Below are 22,610 nucleotides of genomic sequence, written 5' to 3' on the forward strand. Positions count from 1 at the left end.
GCATCACGCTTGAGGCGCCTGTACGATCGAGATATGGCTTGGCAGTACTGGACCGAAGCCGCCCGGCAAGGGGGCTGGCGTGAAGTGCCCACCCCGCATGTGAACCCCGACTCAGGGGACGAGCTGCGGATCGCCACGACCGCCTCGGCGGTGTCGAAAGGCACCGAATCACTTGTCCATACCGGCCGGATCCCCGCCCGCGTCGAAACCCTGATGCGGGCTCCTCACCAGCTCGGCGACTTTCCGTTCCCGGTGTCGTACGGCTACCTCGGTGTCGGGGTCGTCGACGAAGGGCCGCGGGACTGGATCGGCGCTCGCGTCTTCGGCCTGCTGCCGCACCACTCCCATCACATTGTGACCACGTCCGATGCCCACCTCGTCCCCGAGTCCATCAGCGACCATCGGGCGCTGTTGGCCGGCGCCGTCGAAACCGGTCTCAACATCCTCTGGCAGCAGCCGCCGCGCTTCGCCGACCGTGTCGCCGTCATCGGTGCGGGGATGATCGGCACAGCCACAGCACTGTTGGCCTCTCGAATGCCGCTCGACCGTCTCGAAATCGTCGAGACCGATCCGCACAGACGCACACTGCTCACCGACCTCGGCCTCACCGCGCTCGCCCCGGACGCCGCCTCCTCCGACTGCGACCTCGTCATCCACACTTCCGGGAGCCAAGCAGGACTGGCCCGCGGACTCGAAATCATCGGCGACGACGCCACCGTGATCGAAGCCTCCTGGTACGGCAGCGACAGCCCCAGTGTGCCGCTCGGCGCAGACTTCCACGCCCGCCGACTGAGCATCATCGCCTCCCAGGTCGGTGAGGTCGCGGTCGGCCACCGAGCCAGGCGCACCCGCGCCCAACGGATGAACACGGCCCTGGAGGCTCTCAGCGATGACCGCTTCGATTCCCTCATCACCGGAGTCTCCGACTGGGCGGAGCTGCCGACGATCATGGACGAACTCAGCGGTGATGACGGCAATGACCTCGCCCGGTCCACTCTCTGCCACGTCCTCGACTACACCACAGTCGCCACTGAACATCAGTCCCCGCTCGATGAATAATCGTGCCCACCGGATGAGAAGGAGAATCTGATGTACGGACTCACTGTCAACGACCATGTGATGATCGCCCACAGCTTGGCCGACGAATTCTTCGGACCCGCCCAAGGAATGCACGGGGCCACACTCGACGTTTCAGCTTCCTTCACCCGTCGGAGTTTGGACGAACATTCCGTCGTCCTCGACATCGGAGAGGCTATGAGTCTGCTCGATCAGGCACTGACCACACTGCGCTATGCGAACCTCGACGAACACCCGGATTTCGCCGGGAGGCTGAGCACAACCGAAGCCATCGCCGAGTACATCGGTCAGCGCCTCGCCGAATCCTTGGCTGACCGCCCCGAGATCGGCATCAGAATCGAGTTGCGTGAGAATCCACGAGCAGCGATCACATACACCGTTCCGGAGCGGACGTGAGCCTTCACCTCATTGAACCCGACCTCGGCCGCATCAGTGGGGGAGCGGCGTTCAACCGGGCACTCGCCGAGGCATCCGAATCTCAGATCGTGCTCCATTCGGTGCCCGGTTCCTGGGCTGAACCGGGACCAGCCGAGTCAGCAGCAGTGCACGAACTCCTGGCCGCAGTGCCCGGCCCCGTCCTCCTCGATGGGCTCATCGCCACCGCTCTGCCCGAGGTGATGGCCGATTCTGCGCACATGAACCGCAACGGGCAGGGTCGACTCCTCCCGCTCATCCACTGCCTGGCTGACAGTGATGACAGTGTCGGTCGCGACCGCGAACGGCAGGTCGTCAGTTCGGCACCCGCGGTCATCACCACGAGCCGATTCACCGCTGCGGGTCTGGAATCCCGATACGGGATCCGTGCCGAGGCAGCCGTGCCCGGAAACCCTGCCCGCCCACAGAGCACAGGCGGCCGTGGAAGCCATGTCGTGTGTATCGGTGCCATCGAGGAGAACAAAGGACAGCTGCTCATCACCGAAGCCGTGACAGAGATGATGGCCCAGGATCCAGCACGATCCGACGACCGAGTACACGATGAAGCGGCTGCAGAACTGCCATGGCGGGTCACCTTCGCCGGCCCGATTGTGGACACCGAATACGGCCGCCGGTTGCAATCGGCGTGCCGGAACCTGCCCGCGGGCAGAGCCGACATCGTCGGAGAACTCAGCCCCGCCGAGATCGATGCCTTGTACGGCCGCGCCTCCCTGCTGGTGCTGCCTTCGCACTCGGAGGCTTATGGGATGGTCGTCGCCGAGGCGGCCGCTGCCGGAATCCCCGCCTTCGTCACCGCCGGAACCGGAGCCGAAGAGCCCCTCGGGGCCGGACTCGGCCTCCCCCGCACCGTCGGCGCGTGGACGCAGGCGCTGCACCGCTGGCTGACCGACGACGAGTTCCGCAGCGAACTTGCCGACTCGGCCCACCGGAACCGACCCAACTCCGTTCGCTCTTGGGCTGACACCGTCGCCGTAGTCGTGCGCGTCACCGGCGACCGCTCAAATCGGGCCGCACCACCTGCCTCGGCTCCACTGCACGGAGCGCACGGAGTGGCGGATGAATCCCAGAGGAGCGGCGCGTGACTGCGGCCGAACCCGGCTGGCTGGAACTGCGCCGTCCCATCGATGACGCGGCACGGCAGGAGTCGCTGCATCTGCTCGATCACGCGGTCGCCCGTCTGAGCGCAGAGACCGAGCCGGACACGAAGTCGCTGCTCGCTATCGACATCGGAGCAGGCACCGGAAACTCGGCGCTATGGTTCGACACCGCTCTGCGCACTCGCCTGCCTGACTGGGAGATCAATTGGATCCTCCTCGACTCCGACCAAGCCTCCCTCGACCTTGCGGCAACGGCACTTCCGCACGCACAGACGATCTGCACCCCGATCGTTGCCCTCCCAACTGTCAGTGCTGAGCTGCTCTCCGCATCCGAATTCCACGGTTCTCAGATGCTGCTGACCTGCAGTGCCCTCCTCGACGTCCTCACAGAAACCGACCTCATCGCCGTTGTCCGCACTCTCAAAGACCACGACGGCCTCGGACTGTTCCTGCTCAGCATCGTCGGTGGGTGGGAGCTCGACCCGGTCCATCCGCACGACGCAGCCGTCGATGCAGCTTTCACCTCCCACCAGCATCGCGACGGCAGGCTCGGTCACCACGCGCCAGAACGCCTCATGAACCTCGCCCGCCGACACGGACTCACCGCAGTCAAGGGCCCCAGCCCCTGGCATCTCACGGCCCCAGCCGACCGGACCTTCCTCGCCAGATTCCTCTCCGAACGTCTCGACGCAGCCTGTGAGGAAGACCCTGCGCTCGCCGCAGCCGCACGGGACTGGTGGACACAACGGCAGGCCCAGCTGGACTCGGGACTGATCGTGAGAGTCGACCACCTCGATGTGCTCATCGATCCGACCGACCGTGCACGCGAACGGGAGAACCCAACGGTTCGTATGACCACCCCGGCAGTCGGGACAGAGATGACATGACCTGGGCGAAGAGGGCACTCATGCTCGTCATCACCGTCGCGCTGCTGGCTCTGACGGTGAGAGTCGTCGGCGCTCGAGCACTCGTCGACGGATGGCAGGTCCTCAACGTCTGGACAGTCCTGGCCGCACTCGCGTGCGGATTCGTCATGACCGGCGCTCAGGCGCTGCGTTGGACACTGCTGCTCGCCTACAGAGGCACTGCCATCACCTGGTCACGGGCGCTCGCCGACTGCTATTCCTCATCACTGCTGAATATGGTTCTGCCTGGAGGCCTCGGCGGAGACCTGGCCCGAGTCGCCGTCTACCGTCACACGGGGACGAAGAGATGGTGGTCGCCGCTGACCGCAGTCGGGGCCGAACGGCTGAGCACGACGACGCTCCTCTTCGCCGCTGCCGCTCTCAGCCTCATCGGCGTCTCCGGCCGACTGGCGATTCTCGCCGCGGCCGTGTCCGCCCTGGCGCTGGTCGCCACCGTCTGCGGAATGCGCGGAATGGATCGGCGGAGCAGCCTCATCGTCTGGCTGTCCTCGGCCCTGGGTATGACGGCCCTCTTCGTGCTCTATCTCATCGCGATGGCCGCTCTCGGTGGCCCGATCGTGCCGGTTCTCGCAGTCGTCGGACTCGCCGCGATGAGCTTTCCGATCGGTGTCGGCGGATGGGGAGTGCGCGAACTCAGCGTCAGCCTCATCGCCGCTGGAATCTCCGTATCGATGGAGACCGCTGTCACCGCATCGACCGGCTACGGTCTGCTCGCGGTGATCTCCACCCTGCCCGGACTTGTCACCGTGCGGATTGCGGGGAGGCGCCGACTGCCGGTCCCTGCGCAGCCGAACTCGGCTGCGAATGCGCAACGGCAGCCGGACTGAGCAGATATTCGGTGCACATATCGTCGCCGAGTTCGAAACGGCGGAACGGTGTGCGCAGAGCCTTCGCCATCACCTCGGTTCCGCGGAAGCGGATACCTGGCACACCGTCTCCGATGAAGACCGGAGCGGTGGTGAGGAACAGACGGTCGAGAACACCGGCGGCCAGAAATGATGAGACCGTGCGTCCGCCGCCTTCGACGAGGATGGACCCGGCCACCTGGCCGCGGACGACGGCGATGATGTCCTGCGGGGTCGCCGACGGGGAAAGACGGACCACACGGACGTGGTCACCGACATTCGGACTGGGAGCCGCCTCGGCGCCGATCAGCCATACGGTCGGTGTCGGTCCGGTGCTCAACACCGTCGACGTCACCGGAACACGGGCGTGCGGATCGAGGACGACGCGGACGGGGTCGGGGCCGGACACCGCGCGCACGGTCAGCCGCGGATCATCGGCGATGACGGTCTGGGCGCCGACGAGGACCGCTCCCACATGTGCTCGGATCCGGTGCAGATGGGTCCGATCTGTGGTTCCGGAGACGAAGCAGGCATCGCCGGTGCGGGTGGCGATGAACCCGTCCTGACTCTGCGCGAGTTGGGCGACGACTTCCTCGTTCGCGGCCAGGAGGCCGTACATGTCCTCACCGGTGCCGGTCAGATTCCCGGGCGACTGGTGCGCATCGGTGTCAGACGGCACGTCATGGTTCATCCGCTGTCGTTTGCTGGCGAGGTAGGTGCTGTTCTCGGGGCGGTCGGCCACGGGCAGGTGAACCCGTGACACGACGTCGACGCCCGACTCTTCGAGCGCACTCTGCTTGCTCGGATTCGAGGTCAGCAGTCGAATGCGCGGGCAGCCGAGCTCGTGGAGAATCGCCGCTGCGGCCCTATAGTCGCGGGCATCATCGGGCAGGCCGAGAGCTCGATTGGCGCTGACGGTGTCGAGCCCCTCGTCCTGGAGTGCGTACGCCTGCAGCTTCGCGGCCAGACCGATCCCGCGGCCTTCGTGTTCGGCCATGTAGATGAGCATTCCGTGGCCCTCGGCCGCGATCGCCGCCAAGGCGGCGTTCAGCTGATCCCCGCAGTCGCATCGGTGCGAGCCCAGAGCATCTCCGGTGAGACATTCGCTGTGCACACGCACCAAGGGACGGGCGCTGGCGGCGGGGTCACCCATCGTCATCACCGTGTGTGCGACTCCGTGAAGGGTGCATGATCGGATGGCGAAGGTTCCGTGCTCCGTGGGCAGGGAGCTGACCGGTCCCACAACGAGGGTCTCGGTCCCGGTGCGGCTGCGCATCGACGTCATTCCAGCAGTATAGGAGGGATGGTTGTAGTCACCGTGCATGACGCTCGAGCCAGATGATATCGCGGCCGAATGACCAAGTGAGAGCGGCCAGGGCCAGCCCGGCCGCGCCGAAGCCGATCCATTCGTGAGCTTGGGCCAGGGGAGATGCCGCCGTGATGAGGAGGATGCCCTGAGCCGCGGCCACCACCTTGCGCATCTGCGAAAACGGCAACCGCTGCTGCCACTGGGGACGGAACGCCGTGATGAGGCGGAAGACGTAGTAGTACAGTCCCGGCAGTGCCGTCCACCACCCCCACATCGGGACGAGGGCGAACGCGAGGATGAGGATGAACAGGGCATCGACCGTCTCGTCGAATCCGGCTCCCGCCTCGGTGACCTGGGTTCGGCGGGCCACGAATCCGTCGAGTCCGTCGAGGGCGAGTGCGAGCGAGCCGACGATCACGGTCGGCCAGCTCAGGCCGGGTGGGGATTCAAGGATCAGGCTGGTGCTCACGACGACCAGTCCGAGTCGGCCGGTCGTCACCGCGTCGGCAGGCGTCCATGGACGCCCTCGACGGAGGCGGGGTCCGGCGCCGACGGCCATCACTGCGACCATGACGACCGCGGTCACCACCTCGGGGTTGACGGCCATCGAGACGAGCGCCGAGGCGGCGAGCAGAGACAATGGCACGAGTCCGCTGCGCACGGGACCACTCATTGTCCCTGGTCCGATGCCGGCACCGTTTCCGACTTCGGCGTCGGTTCGTGATCGGGTCACAGCCAGCTCTTCTCCTCAAACGTCAGCACGCGCACCTGCAGGCGTGATCGGCGTGAAAGACTCTCAGCTTTCACCCTAGACGAAGTTGACGGACAGCGACCGTTTCCGGCGGCTATCGCCGAGAAAGCAGCGGGAATCACTGGAGTAGTCACCGGCTGGTCATGATTGCGAACAAACCGGCGTGTTGGCGAAGAACGCCGTATTTCGCCCGAAATTCTGTGCAAGGATGAACCAACCTCGACTGAGGCAACTCAATAGAAATAAGGAGCTCATCATGGCTTTCGTTCTCTGGATCATCGCAGCGATCCTCGTCATCTCCGGCATCTTCGCCATCTTCCGCAAGCAGCTGCTGTGGGGCATCGTCCTCATCGTCGTCGGCTGCCTCGTGGGGCCGGGTGGTGTCAGCCTCTTCGCCTGAGGCCACCGGACCCGGACTGTCATTGCCTGCCGCAAAGTCCTAAAGTGATCGGAGCGTCCGTACAGCAGCTTCGGACACCGATCGAAAGGGGCACGTGCACCGGATGATGAGCGGCGACGACAGTGACATCGGGGTACAGAACGCCCATTCGTGCTGTGCCCCTGCAGCTGTCCGGACAGCGGGAGGCCGCGACCAGTCCAAGAATGAACTGCCGGTCGCGGCCGATGGCTGCCGGGAGCCGTCCGAGGCCTTCAGCTTCGACTTCGTCACTGCCGGCGGCACTTTCGACATGGGCGATCCCTTCGGCGACGGGCATCCCAACGACGGTGAGGGGCCACGTCACCGCGTGAACCTCACCGAATTCGAGATCGCGACGACAAGCGTGACGAATGATGACTTCGCCCGGTTCGTCGCCGACACGGGGTTCGTCACCACCGCGGAGAGGCTGGGCACCTCGGCCGTCTTCGCCATGCTCTTGCAGTCCAATCCGGGAGCAGAGGCTCACATCCTCGGTCAGGCTCCAGGCGTGCCCTGGTGGGTCGAGGTCTCCGGGGCGAGCTGGGCCGCACCAGAAGGTCCAGGATCGACCATCGACAACCGAAGAGACCATCCTGTCGTCCACATCAGCTGGGACGACGCCCAGGCCTATTGTGCGTGGTCCGGGACACGGCTGCCGAGCGAAGCCGAATGGGAGCTCGCCGCTCGCGGGGGCCTGAAGGGCCGCCGCTATCCGTGGGGCAATCGCCTGCTGGTCGACGGGGAATGGAACTGCAATATCTGGCAGGGTCAGTTCCCGCGTACGAACACCCTCGACGACGGCTTCATCGGCACCGCACCGGCCCGACACTTCGCGCCCAATGGGCTGGGCCTGTTCAACACCGTCGGCAATGTCTGGGAATGGTGTGCCGATTGGTTCGCTCGCGACTACTACCAGCATTCCCCGCAATCCGATCCCCAGGGCCCGGACATCGGAGACAAGCGGATCATGCGCGGAGGATCGTTCCTGTGCCACGACTCCTACTGCAATCGCTACCGGGTGGCCGCCCGCTCCTCGAACACTCCGGACTCATCGGCGTCCAACATCGGATTCCGAGTCGTCCGAGACATCGGCACTGACGCGGTCCTGAGCAGGGAATGAGGCGGAGCCGACCCTGCACTCCTTGGGTGGTGGGGCCACCTCGTCGACCGAGAGTCCCTCACCGATAGACTGCGAGTCATGTCGAGAATCACCTGCCCCGAGCTGAGCACGAAGACTGTCACCGCTGAGGAAGCAGCCCGCCATATCGACAATGGCCAACGCGTGGCTATGAGCGGTTTCACCGGTTCCGGGTACCCGAAAGCAGTGCCGGGGGCGGTCGCCGCACGCGCTCAGGCCGCCCATGATCGGGGTGAGGACTTCCGGATCGAACTGTGGACGGGAGCATCGACGGCGCCGGAACTCGACGGGGTACTCGCCGAGGCGAACGCGGTGAGCAAACGGCTGCCGTTCCAATCCGATCCGGCGATGCGGGCCTCGATCAATTCGGGTGACACCGCGTATGTCGACACTCACCTCAGCCATTCGGCTCAGCAGGCGTGGTTCGGCTTCTACGGCAACCTCGACGTCGCCGTCGTCGAAGTCGCGGCGATCCTGCCCAACGGTCTGCTGGTCCCCGGCAGTTCCGTCGGGAACTCGAAGACATGGCTCGACCTGGCCGACAAGGTCATCCTCGAGGTCAATGACTGGCATCCGCGCGGGTACGAAGGCTTCCACGACGTCTACTACGGAACCCGGCGCCCGCCCGAGCGGCTGCCGATCCAACTGCTCGAGCCGATGCAGCGCATCGGGGACCCCTATCTGCGTGTCGACCCGGCGAAGGTCGTCGCCGTGGTGGAGACGAACGCTCCGGACCGGAACCTGCCGTTCAAACCTGCCGACGAGGACTCGAGGGAGATCGCCGGTCACCTCGTTGATTTCCTCCGTCATGAGATCGCCGCAGATCGGCTGCCGCCGGAGCTGCTGCCGCTGCAGTCGGGAGTCGGCAATGTCGCCAATGCGGTGATGGGCAATCTCGCCGACAGCGAGTTCGCGGGACTGACGGCCTATACGGAAGTCATCCAGGACGGAATGCTCGACCTCATCGACAGTGGAAAGCTCACCTCGGTGTCGGCGACGGCGTTCTCGCTCTCGGCCGAACGGGCAGCGGACTTCAACGACCGGATCGAGTCGTACAAGGGCAGGATCCTGCTGCGCACCCAGGAGATGTCGAACCATCCAGAAGCCATCCGCCGACTCGGCATCATCGCCATCAACGGAATGGTCGAGGCCGATATCTACGGCAACGTCAACTCCACGCATGTGACCGGTTCGTCGATCATCAACGGCATCGGCGGCTCCGGTGACTTCGCCCGCAACGCCTACCTCAACTTCTTCGTGTCGAACTCGCAGGCCAAAGCGGGAGCGATCTCTGCGATCGTGCCGTTCGCCAGCCATATCGACCACACCGAACACGACACTCAGATCTTGGTCACCGAACGGGGCCTGGCCGATCTGCGCGGACTGCCGCCGGTGGCCAGGGCACGGAAGATCATCGACAACTGCGCCCACCCGGACTACCGGGACCGTCTCACCGACTACCTCGAGCGTGCGATCGCGGCGAACCCGACCGGTCGGCATACCCCGCACATCCTCGCCGAGGCTCTGTCCTGGCACGAGAAGTTCCTCACGACCGGGCACATGTGAGCGGCAGCGGGGCCTCGGCCCCGCCGGTTCAGCCGCTTATCACGGTCGGCACCGCGGCGACCACCCAGGCGAGTCCTGGCCCGATGAGGCACATGAGGCCGGCGTAGCCGATCATCTGTCTGTAGTAGCGGTCGCGGATGCTCGGATGGACATTGGCCAGGAGCATCGCGCCGTTGGTCGAGAACGGACTGATGTCGACGATGGTCGCGGCGATCGCCAGCGCCGCGACGAACCCTCCGACATGCACGTCGCCCGACTTGAGGAACGGCACCGCCAGGGCGATGACGACACCGATGATCGCCAAGGACGACGCCAGCGCGGAGATCAGGCCGGACATGTAGAACAGCAGCAGCGCTGCCAGCAGGGGGACGCCGATCGCTGAGATGCCGGCTGAGACCCATTCGACGGTTCCGGCCTCCTGCAGCACGGCGATGTAGGTGAGCACTCCGCAGATGAGGACGACGATCGACCATGAGACCTTCGACAGCGCGGCCTTGCCGGCGGCCGGGTCGATGGCGGCGAGCACTACCGAGATCGTGATGGTCACCAGGCCCACATCCCAGCTGAAGATAATCACGGACAGCGCCATCGCGATGAGCCCGATCAGGGTCGGGATCTGAGAGCGCGTGAGACGGATGGTTGTTCCGCCGTCGGACTCGGACTCGGGGTGGGGGTGAGCCCCATCTGCCTCCGCGCGCAGTCCTGGCCGGCGACGGAGGACGAACCAGACAACGACCGCGAAGACGGTATTGAAGATGAACGGGGCGAGGAACAAGGTCAGCGGCGCAGGGGTGAGGCCGTTCTTCGTCAGATAGTCGTTGATGAAGATGCCGTAGACGCTGATGGGCGAGAACGCGCCGGCCAGGGCGCCGTGGACGACGAGCAGACCGACCATGAACTGATTGATCCTATGACGTCGCGCGAACGACAATGCCAGTGGGGCGATGATGGCCACGGCGAAGAGCGCCCCGAGCGAGATGAGGACAGCTGTCAGTGCGAAGAAGATCCAGGGCATGAGCCCGATGCGCCCGCCGACGAGCTTCACGCACCAGCGGACGATCACTTCGATCGCGCCGTTGTTCTGGGCGAAGCCGAAGAGGTAGGTCAGGCCGACGAGCGTAAGGAAGAGGTCGACGGGGAATCCTGCGAGGAACTCTTCGGGCGCCTGGTGCAGGACGAGGCCGCCGACGCCGGCGGCCGCGATGAAGCCGAGCAGGCCCATATTGATGTCCCGCCAGGTTCCGATGACGAACATCAGTCCGAGGACGATTACGCAGATCAGTTCTGCACTCATGGGTTCAACTTCTCCTTCGAACGTCAGCCGGGGAATGTCGGGCAGCACATGGGCATGCGACTCAAATTAATGCATGTCACCTGGTGCGATCAGGTCCATTCGGCATATGAACTCACAGCGACGTTCAGCGGAAGGACTCAGTCGCCGATTCGCCGCTTCGTATAACTGAGGGCAGAATTCGTCCATCGCGGATAGTGCGGACGATCACAGACTCGTTAGTGTGTCATTCAGCTTTATCGGGCCGCACGAGAGTCGTCTGGACTCAGCGCGGCATCCTCCGTCTCTCAGTCTGCGAAAGGTCGCCGTCGATCATGAACGAATCCACACCGGAGCCCAGCGAATCCGATGTGCTCACGGCCGCCTCGGCGATCGTCGATGCCTTCGCCGCCACGGACACTCAGTCGTATTTCTCCCGATTCGCCGAGGACGCCTCGTTCGTCTTCCACCCCGAAGCGCGACGCCTGAACACTCGTGCGGAATATGAAAGGGAGTGGGCTTCGTGGTTGGCCGACGGCTGGTCAGTGGCCGCCTGCGCCTCATCGGACCAGCTCGTCCAGACCTTCCCCGGCGGAGCCGTGTTCTCCCACACCGTTGATACGACCGTGAACACCGCAGACCGGCGGGAATCATACCGGGAACGCGAATCGATCGTCTTCCGCCGCCTCGGTGACGGTGAACTCATCGCCATCCACGAACACCTCTCCACGGTCCCGGACCCTGCCGACGGCTCGTCGGCGGCTGGTCCCAGTGCCGCCGAAAACAAGCCCAGCGCCGAGGAGGGCGCGCAGTGAACTGGTACCGCCGTTTGGAACAGCGATTGGAATCCGGCCACGATTCCGGAGTCATCCGCGGAACCCTGAGCGGGGGACGGATGTTCATGATCTGGCTGGCCGCGAACCTCGTCGTCACGACCCTGTTGACCGGAACCCTGTTCGTCCCCGGCGTCGACTCCACCACAGCGGTCATCGTCATCATCGTCGGCACGCTCATCGGCACCATCGTGCTCACGCTCATCGGCAACATCGGCACCCGCACGGGCCTGGCGACCATGGCCATCACCCGCGGTGCCTTCGGCGCCAAGGGCAGCTTCCTGCCGGTCGCCGCCAACGTCATCATCCTCATGGGATGGAGCTGGGTGCAGGCCATGTTGGCGGGAATCAGCGTCAACTACGTCGTCGCCCAGACGACGGGATTCTCCAACCCGATCCTCTTCTCCGTGCTCTGCCAGGCGCTCGTCGTCGGACTGGCGATCCTCGGCCACGAAGGGATCGAGAAGGCCGAACCCTGGTTCGCTCTTCTCATCCTGCTGGTCATGGCCTATGTCTTCGTCATCGCGTTCACGGGACACTCACCCGCCGAATATGCGGGAATCGAGAGCCTGCCGGAGCTCGAGTTCACTCCGGTCCTCGCACTCGATATCGTCATCTCCACAGCCATCTCCTGGACCGTGCTCTCCGGCGACCTCAACCGTTTGGCCGGGACTCAGAAGGCCGGAATCGTCGGATCGGGTCTGGGCTACCTGACCTCGACCGTGCTGGCGATGCTGCTGGGTCTCACCGCGTTCAGCTTCATCTTGCTCGACGGGGGAGACCCGGCCGAATTCGATCCGACGGCCTTGGCCGCGGAATTCGGGTGGGCGCTGGCCATCGTCATCTTCCTCTCGGTCATGGCCACGAACACGATGGTTGTCTACGGAATGGTCAACTCCGTCGTCGGCGCACAGAGCAGGACGAAGCTGAAGTTCCTGCCGACGGCCCTCATCCTCGGCGCGATCTCGATCATCGGATCGACCTGGCTGGCCCTGCTCGACCAGTACACCGACTTCCTCACGATGATCGGGGCGTTCTTCGTCCCCGTCTTCGCCATCCTCATCGTCGACTACTACATCATCAAACGCGGTGCCTACTCACCCGACATCCTCAAGGACTCCGGCGGCCTCTACTCCTACACCCGCGGAGTCAACTGGGTGGCCGTCGGGGTGTGGGTCCTCGGGGCGTTGGCGTCCTATGTGCTCACCTACGCCTATCCCAGCCCGATCGGAGCGACGATCCCGTCCTTCGCCATCTCCTTCGTGCTCTACCTCGTGCTGTCCTGGGGCAGCCGAGCGAAGTTCGCGGGAACTCGGCATGCGCACCTGGCCGACGGGATCCGCGGAAGCTGAACGGGGAGTTCTCGGTTCCGGACCGGGAACTGACCACTATGTGCCGTTCACAGGTGATGAAGCAGCACAGGCGCTATGATCGCAACGGTCGGCCGGAATCACAGAAGGGAACCGGGTGTCTGTGATGGTAGTCTTCGACAGGTTCATGCCCCCGAACCGTCGACTCAACCCCGAGGCGCTGGCCTGGGTCGCGGTGATCGTGCTTGCCATCGTCATGCTCGCGGTGGAATCGTCGATCGCCGTCTCGGTCAACGAGGCCCCCGTCGCATTGGCCTTCGTGGTCACCATCGTCCATGTCGGGTCCATGCCGCTGTCCATGCTGCGACCGCTCTTCGGCACGATCATGTCGATCGCCGCCTGCACTGTGCTGCCGCTGCTGGGGCCGCTCGTGTCGGGTGTGCCGTGGCCGTGGATGGTTCCGATGATGATCACTCAGATCGTCATCATCCTCATCATCGGCCTCCGCGCCCACTGGGGAGTGGCCCTGGCCGCACTGCTCGGCAGCATCGCAGGTTCGGCGGCCGCGGTGCTCATCACTCATCTGCTCGTCGCAGACACCCGTACTGACGGTGCCATCGTCAACATCCTCATCTACTCCTGCATCGCCGGAGGCGTCTACCTCGCCGCGGTCATCATCCAGCAATGGCAGCTCATCCGCTCCCAACTGGTCCAGGAGAAGGAGAACACCGCGGAGGAGCACTCCAAACGCGTGACCATCGAGGAGAAGGCCCGCATCGCCAGGGAACTCCACGACATCGTCGCCCACAGCATGTCGATCATCAACATCCAAGCCTCCAGCGCACCGTTCCGCCATGCCGGGATCGACTCAGAAGTGGCCAAAGAGTTCGAAGACATCTCCAGCTCCGCCCGCACAGCGCTGACCGAGATGCGCGGACTGCTCAGCGTCCTGCGCAACGATGAAGGCGGAGGCGAACTGGCGCCGCAGCCGAAGTTCTCCGAGATCGACCCGCTCATCGAGAAGGCCCGACAGGCCGGAGTGCAGGTCACCGTCGAACGCAGCGGCGAACCGATCGACCACCTCATGCGCGACAGCACCGGACTCGCCGGCTACCGCATCATCCAAGAAGCCCTGAGCAACGCGATCCGCCACGCCCGCAACTCTGCCATCGCCATTAGCATCCGCGGTGGCAACTCAGCCGTCTGGATCAGCGTAACCAATGACCACGGCGACGGTCCCGGCGAGGCCGCGAAACACGAGAAGCACAGCCGGCAGGGACTGATCGGCATGCGCGAACGGGCAGCCTCCGTCGGTGGGGAGATCCGCAGCGGAGCCACTGCCGACGGAGGCTTCGAAGTCGAAGCAGTGCTGCCGCTTTCGCCCCGCGAACGCTCGACCGACGACGGTGAACCGAGCGCCGACACACCGGTCACGGACACTTCGGCCACGGACAAGGAGACCCCATGATCAGGATCGTCATCGCCGATGACCAAGCGATGGTCCGCGCCGGCTTCGCCGCGCTGCTGAGCGCTCATGCAGATATCGAGGTCATCGGACAGGCCGAAGACGGTGCACACTGCGTCGAGCTCGTCGCCGACCTTGACCCCGATATCGTCCTCATGGACGTCCGAATGCCGCTGATGGACGGAATCGAAGCAACCCGCACGATCGTCGCCGCGAATGCCGAGCCCCGAATCATCATGCTCACCACCTTCGACATCGACGACTACGTCTTCGATGCCATCCGCGCCGGGGCCAGCGGTTTCCTCCTCAAGGATGCCCCGCCCAGTGAACTCGCCGAGGCGGTCCGCATCGTCGCCGGAGGCGAAGCGCTCCTGGCGCCGAGCGTGACGAAACGGGTCATCGAACACTTCGCCACCGGAGGACAGAAGCCCAACCGCACAGCGCTGCCCGAACTCACCGACCGAGAACGCGAGATCCTCATCCAAGTCGCCCGCGGAGCGTCCAACACGGAGATCGCGGCGAGTCTGCACATCGCAGTGCAGACCGTGAAGACCCACGTCTCCCGGATCCTATACAAACTCGATGCCCGAGATCGCGCCCAAGCAGTCATCGCCGCCTACGAATCAGGTCTCATCGTCCCCAACAGCTGAGTTCTGCACCTGTCCTCACCTCGGACCCCCTACCCGAGTAGGGGGTGAAGAACGGCTCCCAGGGGTGACGAAAAACGGCGCGGGCATCCATACGGTGGGAACCATGAACCCGTCTGACCTCATGACTTCCGAACCGTCTTCCCCAACTGCGACCGATCTGTCGACTCCGGCACCGGATCGGGCCACGCGGGCCGCAGTGCTCGAACGCAGGCGAGCGAAGAGGGGAACCGCCGAACAGGAATTCACCAGCGACTTCAGCGCGCTGATGGCGCAGGTCAAAGAAGCGGGCCTGCTGGCCAGACGGCCGGGCTGGAACACCCTGCGCTTCGTCCTCCTCGGACTCGGCTACGTCGCATCCTTCGCCATGCTCTTCCTCATCGGTGAGAGCTGGTGGCAGATGGCGACCGCAGTTGTCTTCGGTGCACTGTTCACCCAGACCGCCTATGTCGCCCATGACGCAGCACACCGGCAGATCTTCACCAGCGGAAAGGTGGGGGAGTGGGTGTCGACGATCATCGGCAACCTCTTCATCGGACTGAGCTACGGATGGTGGCTGAAGAAGCACAATGCGCTTCACCACGCCAATCCGAACAAGGCCGGAGTCGACGGAGACATCGCTCCCGGCGCCCTCGTCTTCACTCCTGAGGATGCACGTGAACGCACAGGTCTGGCCAAATGGTTCGCCGCACGTCAGGGCTGGTTCTTCCTGCCGCTGCTGACCCTGGCCGGCCTCCAGCTGCACGTCGAATCCGTCAAAGCCATCGTCCGGGGACAGTCGTCGATCAAACGCCGTTGGATCGAAGGCGTCTTCATCGGAATCCGCCTCATCGGGTTCCCCGCGCTCGCCATCTGGGCGGCAGGTCCTCTCATCGGCAGCGTCTTCTTCCTCGTCCAGCTCGCCGTCTTCGGCGTGCATATGGGCGGATCATTCGCCCCCAACCACAAAGGACAGCCGATCGTTCCCAAAGATGTGAAGATCGACTTCCTCCGCCGTCAGACGCTGATGTCACGCAATATCTCCGGCGGTCGCTTCATGGGATTCCTCATGGGCGGTCTGAACTATCAGATCGAACACCACCTGTTCCCCAGCATGCCGAGCGTCAACCTGCACCGGGTGCAGCCGATGGTCCGCGAATACTGCCGCCAGAAGGACATCACCTACACCGAGACGACTCTGCTCGAGTCCTACAAGATCATCATCGCCTACCTCAACCGGGTGGGCCTCGGCGAAGCAGACCCCTTCGACTGCCCCGTCACCGCGCAGTTCCGGTCGCGCTGACCGGCGGGCCTTATTCGGTTCGCACCGAGGGGCCGTCGGGGGAAACTCAGGTGAGGTGATCGTGGTCGCCGGAGACCCATTCGGCATAGCGTTCTGCTGAGGTCTGCACTGCAGAGTGTGCCCCGGAACCGATCGACTGACCGAAGTTGCCGTACATGCGGTCGAAGTCGAGATCGATCACCGAAGCGGCGATGCGCCTGACGACCGTGGCCGACAACGGCAGATAGTTCGGGAAGCTGCGCATGAACGTCACCCACCCCGATCGCGCCACCGGACCGATCGAATCGCCGCTGAGCATGACCCCGGCGCCGTCGGCGCCCGTCCAGACTGCCACCGCACTGCCGGGGAAATGACCTCCCGTCCTCCGGAGCCTCACCCCCGGCACCGGCTCCGCCTCGTGGAAATAGGGGCAGACGGCCCGGCCGGTCCGCTGCACCCATTCGAGGTCGGCCCGGCACACGAAGACGGGAGCTCCATCGAATGCGGCACTCCATTCCAACTGGGTGCCGAACATGTGCGGGTGGCTGGCGGCGATCGCCGCAACTCCGCCGAGGTCCCGGACCGCCGCGACCGCCTCGGCGTCGATATAGGCGGGAACATCGAAGAGCACATTGCCGGAATCGGTGCACACGAGATAGCAGGTCTGCCCGATCCCGAGCTTCGGTTCGACGCGGATGGCGAAGAGACCGGGTTCCCTCTCCGTGGTGGCGATGCGGTGGCCCTCGGATTCGAGGCCTGCCCGAGTCGTCCACTGTTGGCCGGAGGCAGGAACCCATTGCCGATCGTCCTCGCAGATCGGACACAGCTGTGGTGGAGGCGTCGTCGTCTCCACCCCGCAGGTGCGGCAGATCGTCACATCGGAAAATGCCACCATGTCATCCTCTCGGTTCCACAGAGGAAACCACAGACTCCCACCGAGCCTAGTCCTCACATGAAGTGAAGACCAGGATCGATGGGAGTCCAACGACGCGGCAGCTTGTCAGTGGGCGGCCGTGTGCGCCTTCCTGTGGGCGAGGACGTGGCCGACGAGGATGAGCGCGATGCCGACGACGAGCCAAGCGCTGAGCACCCACCACTGGAGAGCCGACGGCGCGTCAGGGAAGTAGGAGAGATCGCGCAGCAGCGTGCCCGCCGCTCCGGGCACGAAGAACTGACCGATATCGCCCCAGGAGCCGGCGAGGAACTCCTTCGGCTGATTGAGCGAGGCGATCGGATTGCCGATGAGCATGGTGAGCACTGCACCGAACGCGATGCCGGCAGGTCCGATGAGGGAGACGAAGCCGTTGATCAGGCCGACCGTGGTCGCGATCGACAAGCCGATCGCCAGGGCATTGATCGCGAAGTTCCCCTGCAGGATCCCGAACCAGGTCTGCATGATCAGGGCCAGCGCCAGTCCTCCGACGACTCCGTAGACGATGGTGCCGACCAGGCGCATCCGCCGTGAACGGATGCCCATGCTGGTGAGCACACCGCCGACGATGCCGCCAAGGGTCAACGGCAGACCCGCGATGGCCAGTCCCGCACCGGAGGGATCGTCGTCGGAGAGCGGCACGACGTCGGTGATCTTCACCTGCGGAACCTCCGTCGCCGAGGCGGCCGGATCGGCGCCGTCTCCGGCCGGGTTGCCCTGCGGCGGGGCCTGACCGGAGGCAGCGGCCTCGAGAGCCTTCTGCATCTGCTCCTGCATCTTCTTCGTGCCTTCCTGGAGGCCCGAGATCGCCTGTTGGTCGATGTTGTGCTGCATCTGGGTGCCGATTCCGCTGAGCTGCTGCGCGACAGCAGGGGAGGCGGCCTTGGCGATGAGGATCTCCGGTTCGTCCTCGAGGACGAAGGCGCCGTAGACCTCTCGCTGTTCGATGAGGTTCACCGCCTCGGCGCGTGAGTCGACGGTCCTGAGATCGAGCATGCCGTCCGGGGCGTTCTCAGCGATCTGGTCGATCTGCTCTTCGTCTCCGACCGCTGCGATCGGCAGGTCTTTGGGGTCCGAGGTCACGGTCGGCCAGCTGAAGGCGAGCATGACGAGGCTGACGACGGCGGCGGCGAGGACGGCGACGAGGATCGCGCGTCCGAACTGTGGGGGAGCGGCCTGCGCCGCCTTCTCCGGTGTCTCGCTCACCGCCGAGCGGTCGGCCTTGTCTTCTCTGCTGAGTATCTGGGTTGGCATGTCTGTCCAATCATCGAAAACGAATACTCGTTCATTATGAATCCATCCGCTAGGATATATCAAGAATGGTCATTCGTTTTTTGGGGGAGATGTGCCGAAGGTCACCGAGGAGCACAGGAGTGCGATGCGTGCCAGGATTCAGGATGCGGCGCTGGCCTGTTTCGCGCGCAGTGGGTTCGCCGGTGCGTCGATGGCCGACATCGTCAAGGAAGCGGGGCTGTCGGCCGGAGCGGTCTATGTCTACTATGCGTCGAAGGCCGACCTGATGATCGACGTCGCCCGCCGGGTGATGGAGCCGCGCATGGCGGTGCTCGAGGCGGCCAAGTCCGGAAGTGAGGTGACAGCTCCTGCCGAGGTGTTCGTCGAGCTCATCGATTCCCTGCTCATCGACAATCCGTTCGCCTCGGTCATGGTTCAGGTCTGGGGAGAGTCTTCCTACGACAAGGAGTTCGCGAGTTTCGCCGGTGGGGTCTTCGAGACGCTCATCGAAGAATTCACCGTTTATCTTGCTGCCTATCTGCAGGATCAGCGGGGAGCGGACGCTGAAGGCGCGCGGGCTCGTGCCGCGGCAATGGTGCCCGGGCTGCTGGCAATGATCCAGGGGGCCGTCGTCCAGTCGACCGTCTTCGGCGAATCCTCCCGGCTGCGGGTCCGGGCCGGAATCGAAGCAGTGATCTCCAGCGTCGATTTCTGAGTTCGTCGGCTGCTCATACGGAATCGCCGTCGTCATCGACCGAGTGGACGCGGTCTTCGCGCATGCTCACCGTTTCGACGCCGCTCAGTTCCATGAGCGGGGCGACGAGCAGGTGCAGAGGCCGCTTTCCGTCGAACCTCACATCGACCTGCACCATCCGCGTCTCGTCGGGGGACTCGAAGCGGCGCGAATCGACGATGGTATTCGCAAAACCCATTCGGCCGGCCAGAGCGAGGATCTCGCGGAGGACACCGGCCCCGTCGTGGTAGGTGATGCGCAGGAGTTTGCGATGGTCGCTGTTGGGGATCTTGCGGATGAGAGGCGCGATGACGAACAGCGTGAACAGGTGCAGAGCAGTGAGCATGGCGGCCAAGGGCAGCATTCCCGCACCGCAGGCCATTCCGACGGCCGCGGTGACCCAGATCGTTGCGGCGGTGGTGAGTCCGCGGACCATGTTGCGTCCTTTGAAGATGACTCCGGCGCCGAGGAAGCCGATTCCGGAGACGATCTGCGCGGAGATTCGTGAAGGGTCGAGGCGGACGTCGTTCTCGAGCACTCCGGCGAATCCATACGCGGAGATCAGAGTGAAAGCGCAGGTGCCGATGCCCACGAGCACGTGGGTGCGGTACCCGGCGGCCTTCTGCCTGAACTGCCGCTCGAAGCCGATGAGGGAGCACAGGACGAAGCTGGCCAGCAGCAGGCCGGCTTCCAACAGGCCGGTGCTGCTCATGATGTTCTCAATCGACGCGGAGTTGACCATAGTGCCTTCACCATAGCCCCACCCCCAACGAACAACCCCCAATTACTACCTGACGGCGGCCCAGCAACCTCGCGCGAGGTTGCTGGGCCGCCGTCAGGTAGCAGGTCAGACTGTGGAGGGGATTGACTCCTCGTGAGGTCTGCGGCTGCGGGCCTGACCGTCGCCGGCTGTCGGGGCTCGGCGATCCGACTCCTGCGCGTCGGTGCCGTCGTCGACGATGGAGCCTTGAACGGTCTGGTACGACTCCTGGCCGGGCGCGGAGTCCTGATCGGCCGCCTCGGCGTCGGACTTCGCATGATCCGGGGACATGCCCAACGCCAATGCCTGCTTCCGCTGTTCCTTGGCGATCTCTCGCTCGCGTTCGAGGTGGAGATTGCCGAAATCATGGGCCGTGCGCGGCGGTTTGATGCCATCGATGAGGAAGACGAGAGCCAGCGACACCAGTCCCCACAGGCCGAGGACCTGCAGATGTTCGGTCACGACATCGCCGTCGAAATACAGGATCGAGCGGATGGTCTCGACCGAGGCGGCCATCGGCAGAAAATCGTGCAATGTGGCGAAGAACTTCGGCACCATATACTGCGAGAGGGCTCCGTTCGACGACGGCACGCCGGCGAACATGAGCGTGCCGATGACCGGGATGATCGCGAACATGCCCAAGAGCCTTTCGAAGACCATGGCGAACATGGAGATGCAGGCGATGGCGATGATGCCGGCACCCCACAGCGCCGCGAAATGCCCGTCGACGGCTCCTGTGATCGGACCGGCGATGGTCGCGACGATCAGCGACATAAACGGTGCGTAGACGACGATGATCGGCAGCATCCGCTTCAGCGGCCTGGTCCACGGGTTGGCGTTAGCGGCAACGATGACGACCATGAAGCCGGCGAGGATCCATCCCATCGCCACGTACATCACAACCACGCCGTTCTTGTCCCGATCGGGCAAGGGCTTCAGGTCGTCGACCGTGAGATCGGAGTCCTGCGCCTGAGCCACCTGTTCGAAGACCTGTACGGCCACACGGTAGGAAGCGTTGTTGCCGGCCTGGTTGGCCAAGAGCTCGAAATCCGGATTCTTCTCGCTGGGTAGGACGAGCGCGGCGACCTCATCGCGGTTCTCCACGAGCCGACGGGCTTCGCCCTTGTCATCGAGCGCGGTGAACTCGAACTTTCCGTCCATCTGCTCATCGAGCTGCTTGATCGTGTCTTCGGCCTGTTCGACCGAGGACCCGACGACCGCGACCGGCATGTCCTTCGGCGTCGGCGAATGCATCGCTCCGAGCATGAACGTGATCATCATGGTCACCATCGCCAGCGGGAAGAGGGTGAGCGAGATGTAGCGCATGAGCTTCGTATCCGGCCTCCGGCCGCCGTGGATCGCTGCCACATTGACATCCAGCGGCACAGGGTGTTCATTGCGCTTGGCGTAGAAGTGGTCGTAGACCTTCGTCAGCAGCAGACCGGCCACCGCGCCGAGGGCGAGGACGAACAGGTGTCCGGTGACTCCGTTGCCGTCGAAGTAGAGCACGGAGCGCAGGGACTCGCCGATCGCCGGCATCGGCAGGAACTCGTGGGTGAAGCGGAAGAACTTCGGCATGCTGTACACCGGCATCGCCATATTCGACGACGGCATGCCGAGGACCATGAGGAAGAGGATCCCGAGAATCACACCCAGTGCCCCGACGAGGCGGGTGATGAAGAGCTGGACGGAGGAGATGGCGAAAACGCCCAGCCAGGCGATGCCGAGGACGGCCGCCGTGTCCTTGACATCGACGACATCGAGGATCGGGCAGGCCACGGTCCACACGAGGCCGGCGATGGCAGCCGACCACCCGGCGAGGATCGGCACGATGCGTTTGAACTTCAGCAGTTCAGGCGAATTCGACCGCAGAACGCTGAAGGGCATGTAGCCGGCCATGACGATGGAAGTCATGAGGAACATCGCCGCCATCCCGGACGGATCGTTGTCCGGCAACGGGACGATGTCGTCGGTGTTGACCGTGAACCCGTCTTCAGCGAGCGCGGGACGCACGAGCTGCTCGACGGTGGTCGACTGTTGGACCCCGGCTCCGCTGGCGGTGACGACCGTAGCGGTATCGCCCTTGACGATGATCGCCGCCGAGGCCTCCCTGTCATAGACGTCCTGGCGGGCGTCGTAGACATCATCGGTCGTCTCGATATCGAAGGCGTCGGGTTCGGCGCCGTTGATCGCAAATGCCACATCATCGGCCCTGTCCGATGACCCGGCCACCACGATGGGCATGTCGTTGGCTTCAGGGGAGTGCATCGTCCCCAGGTAGCTCGTGATCATCATGCCCACGAAGATGAGCGGCATGACGAAGATCGCAACGGTGCGGCCGATGAACTCGGCCTTCGCGCGTTTGGCCGCTGCTTGGTCCTCGGTGGTCACAGTCGAGCCGGCCTCGGAGTCGGAAGCCGGGTGCGATGTCGGGTGCTCGGACTCGAGGGCCTCTTTTCTCGTTCGCGGTTGGCTATCGGACATTGTCGTCCCCTTCAAGGATCGGAAATCGTGTGATCCCCGTCGACCACTGTGAACTTCGCCAGTTTAAGACACGTGACTTAAAAGTGAAAAATCGAGAACTTGTGAATTCGAGCGCGAATGG

The 22,610-nt window shown here is 64.3% G+C and carries 21 protein-coding genes; 14 read left to right on the forward strand and 7 right to left on the reverse strand.

Annotated features, from left to right (window positions below; genetic code table 11):
- Nucleotides 1-33: 33 nt before the first annotated feature.
- Genes HIM68_RS00575 through HIM68_RS00595 form a run of 5 tightly spaced genes read left to right on the forward strand, consistent with a single transcriptional unit; the run spans nucleotide 34 to nucleotide 4,362 of the window.
- On the forward strand, nucleotides 34-1,059 hold the full coding sequence (locus HIM68_RS00575) for a zinc-binding alcohol dehydrogenase (protein ID WP_172168753.1): 1,026 nt from the start codon (nucleotides 34-36) through the stop codon (nucleotides 1,057-1,059).
- Between the two features lie 30 nt (nucleotides 1,060-1,089).
- The gene (locus tag HIM68_RS00580) at nucleotides 1,090-1,473 is read left to right on the forward strand and encodes a 6-carboxytetrahydropterin synthase (protein ID WP_172168756.1); all 384 of its coding nucleotides are present in this window, start codon (nucleotides 1,090-1,092) and stop codon (nucleotides 1,471-1,473) included.
- Complete coding sequence (locus HIM68_RS00585) at nucleotides 1,470-2,594, forward strand: glycosyltransferase (protein ID WP_172168759.1); 1,125 nt, start codon at nucleotides 1,470-1,472, stop codon at nucleotides 2,592-2,594. The genes HIM68_RS00580 and HIM68_RS00585 overlap by 4 nt, the downstream gene beginning before the upstream one ends.
- Nucleotides 2,591-3,496: a hypothetical protein gene (locus tag HIM68_RS00590; RefSeq protein WP_172168762.1), complete on the forward strand. Its 906-nt coding sequence runs from the start codon at nucleotides 2,591-2,593 to the stop codon at nucleotides 3,494-3,496. The genes HIM68_RS00585 and HIM68_RS00590 overlap by 4 nt, the downstream gene beginning before the upstream one ends.
- Nucleotides 3,493-4,362 carry a lysylphosphatidylglycerol synthase transmembrane domain-containing protein gene (locus HIM68_RS00595; protein WP_172168766.1) on the forward strand — a complete coding sequence of 290 codons (870 nt, stop codon included), beginning with the start codon at nucleotides 3,493-3,495 and terminating at the stop codon, nucleotides 4,360-4,362. The genes HIM68_RS00590 and HIM68_RS00595 overlap by 4 nt, the downstream gene beginning before the upstream one ends.
- Here the strand turns inward: HIM68_RS00595 and ribA are convergent.
- On the reverse strand, nucleotides 4,277-5,665 hold the full coding sequence (gene ribA, locus HIM68_RS00600) for a GTP cyclohydrolase II RibA (protein ID WP_172168769.1): 1,389 nt from the start codon (nucleotides 5,663-5,665) through the stop codon (nucleotides 4,277-4,279). The genes HIM68_RS00595 and ribA overlap by 86 nt on opposite strands.
- A gap of 28 nt (nucleotides 5,666-5,693) precedes the next feature.
- Complete coding sequence (locus HIM68_RS00605) at nucleotides 5,694-6,422, reverse strand: CDP-alcohol phosphatidyltransferase family protein (protein ID WP_172168771.1); 729 nt, start codon at nucleotides 6,420-6,422, stop codon at nucleotides 5,694-5,696.
- 274 nt (nucleotides 6,423-6,696) lie between these two features.
- Between HIM68_RS00605 and HIM68_RS00610 the strand changes: the two genes are divergently transcribed.
- From HIM68_RS00610 to HIM68_RS00620, 3 genes are all read left to right on the forward strand, one after another.
- Nucleotides 6,697-6,840, forward strand: a complete 144-nt coding sequence (locus HIM68_RS00610; RefSeq protein WP_172168774.1) for a GPGG-motif small membrane protein — start codon at nucleotides 6,697-6,699, stop codon at nucleotides 6,838-6,840.
- A 103-nt stretch (nucleotides 6,841-6,943) separates the two neighbouring features.
- Nucleotides 6,944-7,978, forward strand: a complete 1,035-nt coding sequence (locus HIM68_RS00615; RefSeq protein WP_253903720.1) for a formylglycine-generating enzyme family protein — start codon at nucleotides 6,944-6,946, stop codon at nucleotides 7,976-7,978.
- 78 nt (nucleotides 7,979-8,056) lie between these two features.
- Nucleotides 8,057-9,562 (forward strand): acetyl-CoA hydrolase/transferase family protein, encoded by a 1,506-nt coding sequence (locus tag HIM68_RS00620; protein WP_172168777.1) that lies wholly within the window; start codon nucleotides 8,057-8,059, stop codon nucleotides 9,560-9,562.
- 28 nt (nucleotides 9,563-9,590) lie between these two features.
- Here the strand turns inward: HIM68_RS00620 and HIM68_RS00625 are convergent, their stop codons facing one another.
- A complete protein-coding gene (locus HIM68_RS00625) occupies nucleotides 9,591-10,856 on the reverse strand; it encodes an SLC13 family permease (protein WP_172168780.1) in 1,266 nt (421 codons plus the stop codon).
- Nucleotides 10,857-11,167: 311 nt separating this feature from the next.
- On the opposite strand from HIM68_RS00625, the gene HIM68_RS00630 reads away from it, so the two are divergent.
- The 5 genes from HIM68_RS00630 (at nucleotide 11,168) to HIM68_RS00650 (ending at nucleotide 16,369) form a co-directional block, all read left to right on the forward strand.
- Nucleotides 11,168-11,647 carry a nuclear transport factor 2 family protein gene (locus HIM68_RS00630; RefSeq protein ID WP_172168783.1) on the forward strand — a complete coding sequence of 160 codons (480 nt, stop codon included), beginning with the start codon at nucleotides 11,168-11,170 and terminating at the stop codon, nucleotides 11,645-11,647.
- Nucleotides 11,644-13,017, forward strand: coding sequence for a cytosine permease (locus HIM68_RS00635; RefSeq protein WP_367647402.1), 1,374 nt, complete (start codon nucleotides 11,644-11,646; stop codon nucleotides 13,015-13,017). Before HIM68_RS00630 ends, HIM68_RS00635 begins: the two co-directional genes overlap by 4 nt.
- 145 nt (nucleotides 13,018-13,162) lie before the next feature.
- Entirely contained in the window at nucleotides 13,163-14,443 is a 1,281-nt protein-coding gene (locus HIM68_RS00640; protein ID WP_172168786.1) for a sensor histidine kinase, read from the forward strand.
- Nucleotides 14,440-15,090 (forward strand): response regulator transcription factor, encoded by a 651-nt coding sequence (locus tag HIM68_RS00645; RefSeq protein ID WP_172168789.1) that lies wholly within the window; start codon nucleotides 14,440-14,442, stop codon nucleotides 15,088-15,090. The genes HIM68_RS00640 and HIM68_RS00645 overlap by 4 nt, the downstream gene beginning before the upstream one ends.
- Nucleotides 15,091-15,193: 103 nt before the next feature.
- Entirely contained in the window at nucleotides 15,194-16,369 is a 1,176-nt protein-coding gene (locus HIM68_RS00650) for an acyl-CoA desaturase (protein ID WP_253903674.1), read from the forward strand.
- 46 nt (nucleotides 16,370-16,415) lie between these two features.
- On the opposite strand, the gene HIM68_RS00655 is transcribed toward HIM68_RS00650, so the two are convergent.
- Both HIM68_RS00655 and HIM68_RS00660 read right to left on the reverse strand, forming a co-directional pair.
- A complete protein-coding gene (locus HIM68_RS00655) occupies nucleotides 16,416-17,243 on the reverse strand; it encodes a hydrolase (RefSeq protein WP_172168792.1) in 828 nt (275 codons plus the stop codon).
- A gap of 105 nt (nucleotides 17,244-17,348) precedes the next feature.
- On the reverse strand, nucleotides 17,349-18,533 hold the full coding sequence (locus HIM68_RS00660) for an ABC transporter permease (RefSeq protein ID WP_172168795.1): 1,185 nt from the start codon (nucleotides 18,531-18,533) through the stop codon (nucleotides 17,349-17,351).
- 124 nt (nucleotides 18,534-18,657) lie between these two features.
- On the opposite strand from HIM68_RS00660, the gene HIM68_RS00665 reads away from it, so the two are divergent.
- A complete protein-coding gene (locus tag HIM68_RS00665) occupies nucleotides 18,658-19,227 on the forward strand; it encodes a TetR/AcrR family transcriptional regulator (RefSeq protein ID WP_172168798.1) in 570 nt (189 codons plus the stop codon).
- Nucleotides 19,228-19,240: 13 nt separating this feature from the next.
- Here the strand turns inward: HIM68_RS00665 and HIM68_RS00670 are convergent, their stop codons facing one another.
- Entirely contained in the window at nucleotides 19,241-19,957 is a 717-nt protein-coding gene (locus HIM68_RS00670) for an MgtC/SapB family protein (protein ID WP_139907441.1), read from the reverse strand.
- A 135-nt stretch (nucleotides 19,958-20,092) separates the two neighbouring features.
- Entirely contained in the window at nucleotides 20,093-22,489 is a 2,397-nt protein-coding gene (locus tag HIM68_RS00675; RefSeq protein ID WP_172168801.1) for an ABC transporter permease, read from the reverse strand.
- Nucleotides 22,490-22,610 lie beyond the last annotated feature (121 nt).

It is taken from the genome of Brevibacterium sp. CT2-23B (genome assembly GCF_013168765.1).
GTDB classification, from domain to species: Bacteria; Actinomycetota; Actinomycetes; order Actinomycetales; family Brevibacteriaceae; genus Brevibacterium; species Brevibacterium sediminis.

Bases quoted from the DNA above. Each gene is read 5' to 3' on its own strand.
- HIM68_RS00575 (WP_172168753.1), top strand. From the start codon at position 34: ATGGCTTGGCAGTACTGGACCGAAGCCGCCCGGCAAGGGGGCTGGCGT.
- HIM68_RS00580 (WP_172168756.1), top strand. From the start codon at position 1,090: ATGTACGGACTCACTGTCAACGACCATGTGATGATCGCCCACAGCTTG.
- HIM68_RS00595 (WP_172168766.1), top strand. From the start codon at position 3,493: ATGACCTGGGCGAAGAGGGCACTCATGCTCGTCATCACCGTCGCGCTG.
- ribA (WP_172168769.1), bottom strand. From the start codon at position 5,665: ATGACGTCGATGCGCAGCCGCACCGGGACCGAGACCCTCGTTGTGGGA.
- HIM68_RS00610 (WP_172168774.1), top strand. From the start codon at position 6,697: ATGGCTTTCGTTCTCTGGATCATCGCAGCGATCCTCGTCATCTCCGGC.
- HIM68_RS00615 (WP_253903720.1), top strand. From the start codon at position 6,944: ATGATGAGCGGCGACGACAGTGACATCGGGGTACAGAACGCCCATTCG.
- HIM68_RS00620 (WP_172168777.1), top strand. From the start codon at position 8,057: ATGTCGAGAATCACCTGCCCCGAGCTGAGCACGAAGACTGTCACCGCT.
- HIM68_RS00625 (WP_172168780.1), bottom strand. From the start codon at position 10,856: ATGAGTGCAGAACTGATCTGCGTAATCGTCCTCGGACTGATGTTCGTC.
- HIM68_RS00630 (WP_172168783.1), top strand. From the start codon at position 11,168: ATGAACGAATCCACACCGGAGCCCAGCGAATCCGATGTGCTCACGGCC.
- HIM68_RS00640 (WP_172168786.1), top strand. From the start codon at position 13,163: ATGCCCCCGAACCGTCGACTCAACCCCGAGGCGCTGGCCTGGGTCGCG.
- HIM68_RS00645 (WP_172168789.1), top strand. From the start codon at position 14,440: ATGATCAGGATCGTCATCGCCGATGACCAAGCGATGGTCCGCGCCGGC.
- HIM68_RS00650 (WP_253903674.1), top strand. From the start codon at position 15,194: ATGAACCCGTCTGACCTCATGACTTCCGAACCGTCTTCCCCAACTGCG.
- HIM68_RS00655 (WP_172168792.1), bottom strand. From the start codon at position 17,243: ATGGTGGCATTTTCCGATGTGACGATCTGCCGCACCTGCGGGGTGGAG.
- HIM68_RS00660 (WP_172168795.1), bottom strand. From the start codon at position 18,533: ATGCCAACCCAGATACTCAGCAGAGAAGACAAGGCCGACCGCTCGGCG.
- HIM68_RS00665 (WP_172168798.1), top strand. From the start codon at position 18,658: ATGCGTGCCAGGATTCAGGATGCGGCGCTGGCCTGTTTCGCGCGCAGT.
- HIM68_RS00670 (WP_139907441.1), bottom strand. From the start codon at position 19,957: ATGAGCAGCACCGGCCTGTTGGAAGCCGGCCTGCTGCTGGCCAGCTTC.
- HIM68_RS00675 (WP_172168801.1), bottom strand. From the start codon at position 22,489: ATGTCCGATAGCCAACCGCGAACGAGAAAAGAGGCCCTCGAGTCCGAG.